This is a genomic window from Bartonella sp. MR168JLCBS, assembly GCF_042194175.1.
Window position 1 is genome coordinate 1 of sequence record NZ_JBHIMP010000452.1, and the last position, 652, is coordinate 652.

The 652-nt window shown below is 38.5% G+C and carries 1 protein-coding gene and 1 pseudogene; both read left to right on the forward strand.

What is annotated here, in order from left to right:
• Positions 1-224, forward strand: a pseudogene (locus ACFIK8_RS11910) (DNA repair protein RecO); the annotation flags it as partial.
• Positions 225-266: 42 nt separating this feature from the next.
• Positions 267-652: 4-phosphopantoate--beta-alanine ligase (locus ACFIK8_RS11915; protein WP_375669550.1), on the forward strand; the 386-nt coding region annotated here is incomplete at its 3' end.

Sequence of the window (652 nt, forward strand, 5' to 3'; positions counted from 1 at the left end):
CTGTATGCGAGGAAGCAGGGCGTCCTTGGAAAGAAAAGCTTTTAACTTTACCACAGTTTCTTGTGCGAAGAGCTATTCGTCCTGTTAATTTTAATGATATAATAAATGGTTTTATTTTAACAGGTTTTTTTTTAATGCGGCATGTTTGGGAGCCACGAGGTATAAAGCAGCCATCGGTGCGCGTGAACTTGATACAATTATTTGAACGGCGATTTCGGATGTAAGCATTAGTTTGTTGATTTAAAAAAAATGAATAGAAAATGAAGATAAAAGTCTTAAAAACAATTGCTGAAGTCCGGCGGTATATTGCGGAAGAGCGACGCTTAGGATTTTCGATTGGTTTTGTCCCAACCATGGGAGCATTGCATGAGGGTCATCTTGCATTAGTATGGCGAGCAAGAGCAATATGTGATCGAATATTGGTTTCTATTTTTGTTAATCCAAAGCAATTTGGTCCTCATGAGGATTTTGATAAATATCCAAGAGATTTGATGGCCGATTGTGCTTTGTTGGAAAAAGCAGGTGTTGAATATGTTTTTGCACCTTCTGTAGAAGAAATGTGGCCACCGGGAAATGAGACAATTGTGAAGGTGGAAAAATTATCACGTATTTTGATGGGAAAATTACGTCCAGGGCATTTTTGTGGTGTGAC